Source organism: Roseomonas sp. GC11 (assembly GCF_024437745.1).
GTDB lineage: Bacteria > Pseudomonadota > Alphaproteobacteria > Acetobacterales > Acetobacteraceae > Pseudoroseomonas.
On the sequence record NZ_JANFNY010000041.1, the window covers coordinates 35,854 to 42,972 of the forward strand.

A 7,119-nucleotide genomic window follows, 5' to 3' on the forward strand; every position below is an offset into this window, starting at 1 on the left:
TGTCAACACACTGGCCTCAACCCTGGCCTCAGCGCGGGCGGACGCGGAACCAGCCCATCATCCCCGTCTCCAGATGCTCCAGCACATGGCAGTGGAACATCCAGTTCCCCGGCGCGGCGACGAAGGCGATCTCCGCCTTCTCGCGCGGCAGCAGCAGCACGGTATCGGCCCAGTGCGGCGGGTTCTCCTGCCGCGACTGGGAGAGCACCCGGACGCTGTGCCCGTGCAGGTGGATGGGGTGCGGGTGGGGGGTGAGGTTCTCCAGCTGGAAAACATAGCTGCGCCCGGCCACCAGCTCGGCGAGCGGGGGCGGCAGGCGGGCATGCTCCCCGGCCGGCCAGACGGAGGCGTTGATGGCCCAGAGGCTGCCCCCGGCGGCACAGAGCGCATCCAGCAGGAGGGCGGCGAAGGGGTCGCCCGGCGGCAGCCCCGCCCCCATGCTTCCGCCCCCCAGCGCGGCGGTGAAGCGGAAAGAAAGCCGCTCCGCCCGGTGCAGATCGGGCCGCGGGATCTCCGGCGCGTAAAGCCCGCGCGGGGCGAAGGGGCGCGGCGCCAGGGGAGATGCCAGGGGAGATGCCACCGCCTCCAGCCGCGCCAGGGGGAAGGGCTCGCGCGGGAACTGGTCCAGCACCTCCACCACCGCCCCGGCGGCGGGGGCGCGCAGCAGGAGGTCCAGCCGCATGGCCGGGCCAAGCCGCCAGGCGCCCAGCGGAAAGGGCGGCACCGCCACGCCATCCACCGCCAGGACCACGGCCTCCGCCCCGCGCACCAGGGGCATGATCAGCCGCGTCGAGTCGAGGTTGAGCAGCCGCAGCCGGATATCCCCATGCGCCGGGATGGTGGCGGCATAGGCGCGCTGCGCGTTCACCGTGCGCAGCGTGCCGAAGGTGCCGGCCCGCCCGGCGCCCTGCGGCGTCAGGAAGGGCAGCCATTGCCCGGCCGCGTCCAGCCGCCAGTCCTTGCAGGCCAGGACCAGGTCGGCATGGGAGGGCTCCGGCTCATCCCCCTCCACCACCAGCACGGCGGCCATGCCGCGGCCGACCTGCCCTGTCTCGTTGCAATGGGGGTGGAGGAAGAAGGTGCCGGGATCGGGCGGGGTGAAGGCGTAGGTGAAGGATTCGCCGGGCAGGACCGGTGGCTGGGTCACCCAGGGGACGCCGTCCATGGCGTTGGGCACGCGGACGCCGTGCCAGTGGATGGCGGTATGCTCGGGAAGGGCGTTGTCGAGCCGGGCCAGGATGCTGTCCCCCCGGCTGGCACGCAGCACGGGAAGGGGAGCCTCCGCATAGGTCCAGAGTTGCGACTCGGGGCCATCGGGGCCGAGCAGCCGGGCCGGGCGCGCGGCGGCGCGCAGGGTCCATTCATGCCGCCGGCCGGTGGGGCGCGGGGGCGGCGGGGGCAGGGTGACGGCCTGGCTGCCTCCGGTGGCGGGGGCGGGCATGGCCTTTGCCTCTGCCGTGGCATCGCCTGCCCTGGCATCGCCGGATGCTGTCGCCCCCCGGGTGGCCGCTGGTGCCAGCCCCGCCAGGGCGGAGGCCAGAAGGCCACGGCGCCGGAGGAAAACCGGGATGGAGCGGGAGGGGGAGGCAGGCGGCAAGGAGGGGCTCCGGCGGGAAGGGCCGGAGGTTAGGCGGGGAGAGCGCCCCTGTCCCCCTGAATGTGCGAATGACTCGCAGTTCCTGGGGGCAGGGCGGAGCGGCTCAGTCGAGCGGGCGCCCCTGCGACTGGGCGGCCAGGGCGCGGGCCATCTGGCTCAGGGCCTCCTGGTGCCGCTCATTGTCGATGAGGGCGAAGTTGCGGGCCAGTTCCAGGCACATGCGCTGACGCACGCCGAGCGGCTGCGTGGCGCCATCCTCGTCGAGGCCCTCGAAGAACCAGGAGACCGGCACGGCCAGCACCATGGCGATTTCGAACAGGCGTCCGGCGGAGATCCGGTTCAGCCCGCGCTCATACTTGTGCGCCTGCTGGTAGGTCACGCCGATCATGCTCGCCAGCTGCTGCTGGGACAGGCCCAGCATCAGGCGCCGCTCACGAATCCGCATGCCGACGTGCCGGTCCGCATGGCGGGCCCGTTGGGTGGAGGAATCTTCCGACTCGTCCGCGCTGGGGACGAGATCGGCATCGCTGTCAGCCATGCTCTACCCTGTCAGATGGTTGGAGGTTCAACCTGAAATAGTATTACAGCGCCTGAGGATTATCGCCATTTGTTATCGCGATGTTGACAAATCCGTGATCGAAAAAACGCCCCTCTCCAGCCAAGCCCGCGCCTCGAAAGGGCAGGCTTTGGCCAAAAATGCCCGTATCTGCGGCATTTCCGCCAAACGGTGACAGGCCCGAAAGAATCCCGCGCCGGCCGGCGGAAGCCGGCGCGGGCCGCCGCTCACCCTTTGTTGTTGCGCTGCATCTCTGCCATCTGCTGGCGGAGCAGGCGAAGCTCAGCCTTGAGTTCCGCCACCTCCGCCGGCTCATCGGCCGGGCTGGTGCCGCCGGCCACGCCGCCGGCCAGCGGCCCCTTGGCGGCGAAGGGGCTGAACAGGGACATGGCGCGCTCCATCATCGCCATGTTCTGCTTGCCCACCTCCTCCAGCCCGGCCAGCGGGTTGAAGCCGCCCATCGCCTGCTCGACGGAGACACGCATCTGTTCCTGCTGCCGGGCGAAGCTGCCCATGGCGAATTCCAGATAGCGCGGCACCAGCGATTGCAGGCTGTCGCCATAGAAGCCGATGAGCTGGCGCAGGAAGGGGGTGGGCAGCAGGCTGCGGCCCTTCGCCTCTTCCTCGACGATGATCTGCGTCAGCACGCCGCGGGTGATGTCATCGCCCGACTTGGCATCGTAGACGACGAAGTCGCGCCCATCGCGCACCATCTTCGCGAGGTCCTCCAGGGTGACGTAGGAGGAGGCCTCGGTGTTGTAGAGGCGGCGGTTGGCGTATTTCTTGATGACGATGGTGGGCTTGCCCTGTTCCTCCGCCGGTGCCTGCTGCTTCGCGTGTTCAGACATTGCTACCTCCCATCCCGCGAACGTGGTCGAAACGACGCTAGCATGCGGCATGATGCGGCGCGAACAGATGTCGCAGGCGCCCTTTCTTGACGCGCGTCCGGCGCTATGTTCCGCCCCACGCCGCGCCGCAGCAAGGGATGGAAATGGCCGAGCGCGAGAAGCACCAGCCCCGGGGCGCGGCAGCGCGCTCCTCCGGGGCTCCCGCCGGAACCGGGCCGCGACGCGGCGCCGGGGCCTCTGGCGTGCCCGGTGCTTCTGGTGTGCCCGGTGCTTCTGGCGTGCCAAGGGCTGCTGGCGCGGACGGGACCTCTGGCCCACAGGGGGCTTCCCCCCGTGCCGCCCCCCCGGGGGAACAGGGCGGCCGGCCGCCGGAGGGCAGCCGGGATGGCCGCCGCGCCGGCCCGCAGGGTGCCGCGCCCGGGGGTGCGCCCAGGGGTGCGCCCGGAGCCCAGCCGGGAGCACGGCCGGGAGCAGGGCCGGGGCACAACACGGGCGCGGGCACGGCGGGAAGCACGGGCAACGCCATGCCCGAGGGGCTGGACAGGCTGGCGGAGGACTGGATCACGCTGTGGCAGAGCGAGATCAGCGCATGGGCGGCGGACCGCGAACTGGCCGAGGCCTGGTCGAACTGGGCCGCGCTCGGTGCCGCATGGCTGCGCGCCACCAGCACGCCGCCGCCCCGCGCCTTCCAGGACCGCGCCTTCCAGGCCCGCCCCTTCACCCCGCCCGGATGGGCCGGATTCGCCGAGGGCCAATCGGCCTTCGACCCCACCGCCTTCGACCCCACGGCCTTTGGCGCTCCACCCGCCGCCACGTCGCCCCCCTCCCCCGCCGGGACACCGCATGAGCCTGCCCCGACGCCGCGGCCCGCGCCCGCTCCCCCTCCACCTGAATCTGGCGCTGATGCGCGGGATGGGGGCAGCGCTGAGCCTGGATCCCCTGACCGGGCGGCCCTCCTCGCCCGGCTCGCCGAACTGGAGCGACGCCTGGCCGATCTCGAAGGCGGGCCGGGCGGAGATGCACCGGATCGCCCGCGCCCTCGCCGAGGGCGGGCACGATCCTGAGCGCTTCCGCGCCGCCGTGCTGCGGCGCCTCGCCCGCCAGGACCGCGCGCTGATCGCCGGCCTCGCCGCCTATCGCCGCCACCCCTACACCCGGCAGATGCCCCCGCCCCCCGTGCTCTGGCAGGAAGGCGACAGCCGCCTGCTCGACTATGGCGGCAGCGGGCCGGCCGTGCTCGTCATCCCCTCCCTGGTCAACCGGGCGGAGGTGCTCGACCTCATGCCCGGCCACTCCCTGCTGCGCTGGCTGGCCGCCAGCGGCCAGCGCGTGCTGCTGCTGGACTGGGGCTGGCCCGGCGAGGCGGAACGCGGCTTCACCCTCACCGACTATGTCGCCGGGCGGCTGGAACGCGCCCTCTCCGCCCCCGCCCTGCGCCCGCTCGGGGCCCTGGCCCTGGTGGGCTACTGCATGGGCGGGCTGCTCGCCCTCGGCGCCGCGCTGCGCCGGCCGGACCGGCTGCGCGGCCTCGCCCTGCTCGCCACCCCCTGGGATTTCCACGCGGGCGACACCGCCACCCGCAACCGCGCCCTGGCCCTCGCCGCCCTGCTGCCAGGGCTGGAGCCGCTGCTCCAGGCCCAGGGCGCCCTGCCCGTCGATGTCATCCAGACCCTCTTCGCCGGGCTCGACCCCTGGAGCATCGCCGCCAAGTTCCGCGCCTTCGCCGGCATGGACCCGGACAGCCCACGCGCCCATCTCTTCGTCGCGCTAGAAGACTGGCTGAATGACGGCATCCCCCTCGCCGCCCCGGTGGCGCGCGAGGCGCTGGGCGGCTGGTATGGCCGCAACGAGACGGCGCATCTGCGCTGGCGCATCGCCGGCGCGGTGGTGGACCCGGCGGCGCTGGAGGTGCCCGCCTTCGTCGCCGTGCCGCGGGCGGACCGCATCGTCCCCCCCGAATCGGCCATCGCCCTCGGCCTCCGCCTGCCCGGCGCGCAGCTCCGCGTGGTGGAGGCCGGGCATATCGGCATGGCCGCCGGCGGCCGCGCCGAGACACTCCTGTGGCAACCCCTGCGCGCATGGCTTGGGGCCTTGTAGCGGTCCCATATCGCTAGCAGACTGACCTCAGCACTCCGGCGCCGCCACGCCGCGCCGCCGGAAGAACACCACTCCGGCGCCGCCGCAGGCGCCGCCGGCAGAACACCACCCCGGCGCCGCCGCAGGCGCCGCCGGTAGAACACCAAGAGGGAGTTACCCGGCCGATGACCGATATCGTGATCGCTTCCGCCGCGCGCACGCCTGTCGGCGCCTTCAGTGGCGCCTTCTCCGCCGTGCCCGCGCATCTGCTGGGCAGCACCGCCATCAAGGCCGCCCTCGCCCGCGCCGGCGTCGAGGCCGCCGAGGTGGACGAGGTGATCCTGGGCCAGGTCCTCACCGCCGGCACCGGCCAGAACCCGGCCCGCCAGGCCGCCATCGCCGCCGGCCTGCCCCATGGCAGCACCGCCTTCGCCCTCAACCAGGTCTGCGGCTCGGGCCTGCGCGCCGTCGCCCTCGCCGCCCAGCAGATCGCCTCCGGCGATGCCTCCATCATCGTCGCCGGCGGGCAGGAGAACATGACCCTCTCCCCCCACTGCGCCCCGCTGCGCGCCGGGGTGAAGATGGGCGACACCCAGCTGATCGACACCATGATCAAGGACGGGCTGTGGGACGCCTTCCACGGCTACCACATGGGCATCACCGCCGAGAACGTGGCCCAGAAGTTCCAGATCACCCGCGAGCAGCAGGACGAATTCGCCTACAACACCCAGCGCAAGGCCGGCGAGGCCATCGCCGCCGGGCGCTTCAAGGACGAAATCACCCCCGTCACCGTCAAGGGGCGCAAGGGCGATGTGGTCGTCGACACGGACGAATACCCGAAGCCCGACACCACCCTGGAAGTCCTGGCCAAGCTGCGCCCGGCCTTCAGCAAGGATGGCACCGTCACCGCCGGCAATGCCTCCGGCCTCAATGACGGCGCCGCCGCCCTCGTCGTGATGTCGGCGGCCGAGGCGGCGAAGCGCGGCCTGACGCCGCTCGCCCGCATCGCCTCCTGGGCCACGGCGGGCGTCGATCCGGCCATCATGGGCTCCGGCCCCATCCCGGCCAGCCGCAAGGCGCTGGAAAAGGCCGGCTGGAACATCCAGGACCTCGACCTGATCGAGGCCAACGAGGCCTTCGCCGCCCAGGCCTGCGCGGTGAACAAGGAACTCGGCTGGGACCCGGCCAAGGTGAACGTCCATGGCGGCGCCATCGCCCTCGGCCACCCCATTGGTGCCTCCGGCGCCCGCGTGCTCACCACCCTGCTCTATGCGCTGAAGACCCATGGCGGGAAGAAGGGCCTCGCCACCCTCTGCATCGGCGGCGGCATGGGTGTCGCCATGTGCGTGGAAGCGGTCTGACCGCCCTGGGAAAGGTTCAGGGGGCGCCGCCCCCTGGACCACGCCTTCAACCGGGAAGCTTCTCCACCGCCACCAGCAGGCAGCCCGGGCGCGCGGTGTGAATGTTGATGAAGCGCGTGCGCGAATCCGCCACCGCCCGCGCCAGCAGCGGCGCCACCTCCGCCCCCGCCGCGATGCCGCCCAGGTCATAGAGGCACATCTCCGCCGCGTCATAGGAACGGACGGAGACAATCGCGTTCTCCAGCACGATCTCGGGGATTTCGTCCGCCGCCGTGAAGGCGGCGCAGTCCCGCGCATGCAGGAAGATCGGGCTCGGGGTCCAGTAGACACCCTGGGGATGCGGCAGGTCATAGCCGCCCAGCAGCATCGCCTCCCCCGGCAGGCCCAGGCGCAGGCAATGGCGGCAGGGATAGCCCGGACCATCCACCACGCGGTGGTGGAGGGGCTGGCCACGGTCGTCCCGCCCGGTGGCGCGCCAGCGCGCGGCGGTGTCGCCCGGAATGGGAGTGCAGCGAAAGCGGGACATCCGTCTCTTCCTCGGTGATGCCCCAGCCTCCGCCAGACGCCAGGCCGCCGCCATCCGACGGTTGCGGTGGCAGGAGATTTAAGGCCTGTTAGAGCTTGATCCAGTCTGCGGTGGCTGCGAGGCAGAGGATGCCGAGGAATGATCGGGCGGTCTTC

General features: G+C 72.2%; 7 protein-coding genes. 3 read left to right on the top strand and 4 right to left on the bottom strand.

What is annotated here, in order from left to right; translation table 11 throughout:
- Positions 1–28 precede the first annotated feature (28 nt).
- From NON00_RS14000 to phaR, 3 genes are all read right to left on the bottom strand, one after another.
- The gene (locus tag NON00_RS14000) at positions 29–1,441 is read right to left on the bottom strand and encodes a multicopper oxidase family protein (RefSeq protein WP_256022134.1); all 1,413 of its coding nucleotides are present in this window, start codon (positions 1,439–1,441) and stop codon (positions 29–31) included.
- Positions 1,442–1,700: 259 nt separating this feature from the next.
- Complete coding sequence (locus tag NON00_RS14005) at positions 1,701–2,135, bottom strand: helix-turn-helix domain-containing protein (protein ID WP_256022138.1); 435 nt, start codon at positions 2,133–2,135, stop codon at positions 1,701–1,703.
- A gap of 245 nt (positions 2,136–2,380) precedes the next feature.
- Complete coding sequence (phaR, locus tag NON00_RS14010; RefSeq protein WP_256022141.1) at positions 2,381–3,001, bottom strand: polyhydroxyalkanoate synthesis repressor PhaR; 621 nt, start codon at positions 2,999–3,001, stop codon at positions 2,381–2,383.
- A 524-nt stretch (positions 3,002–3,525) separates the two neighbouring features.
- Here phaR and NON00_RS14015 point away from each other — a divergent pair.
- From NON00_RS14015 to NON00_RS14025, 3 genes are all read left to right on the top strand, one after another.
- The gene (locus NON00_RS14015) at positions 3,526–4,065 is read left to right on the top strand and encodes a hypothetical protein (RefSeq protein WP_256022153.1); all 540 of its coding nucleotides are present in this window, start codon (positions 3,526–3,528) and stop codon (positions 4,063–4,065) included.
- Positions 4,019–5,098: an alpha/beta fold hydrolase gene (locus NON00_RS14020; protein WP_256022143.1), complete on the top strand. Its 1,080-nt coding sequence runs from the start codon at positions 4,019–4,021 to the stop codon at positions 5,096–5,098. Before NON00_RS14015 ends, NON00_RS14020 begins: the two co-directional genes overlap by 47 nt.
- Positions 5,099–5,262: 164 nt before the next feature.
- On the top strand, positions 5,263–6,438 hold the full coding sequence (locus NON00_RS14025) for an acetyl-CoA C-acetyltransferase (protein WP_256022145.1): 1,176 nt from the start codon (positions 5,263–5,265) through the stop codon (positions 6,436–6,438).
- 46 nt (positions 6,439–6,484) lie between these two features.
- Here NON00_RS14025 and NON00_RS14030 read toward each other — a convergent pair whose 3' ends face one another.
- Entirely contained in the window at positions 6,485–6,964 is a 480-nt protein-coding gene (locus NON00_RS14030; protein WP_256022148.1) for a DUF1203 domain-containing protein, read from the bottom strand.
- Positions 6,965–7,119: the final 155 nt, after the last annotated feature.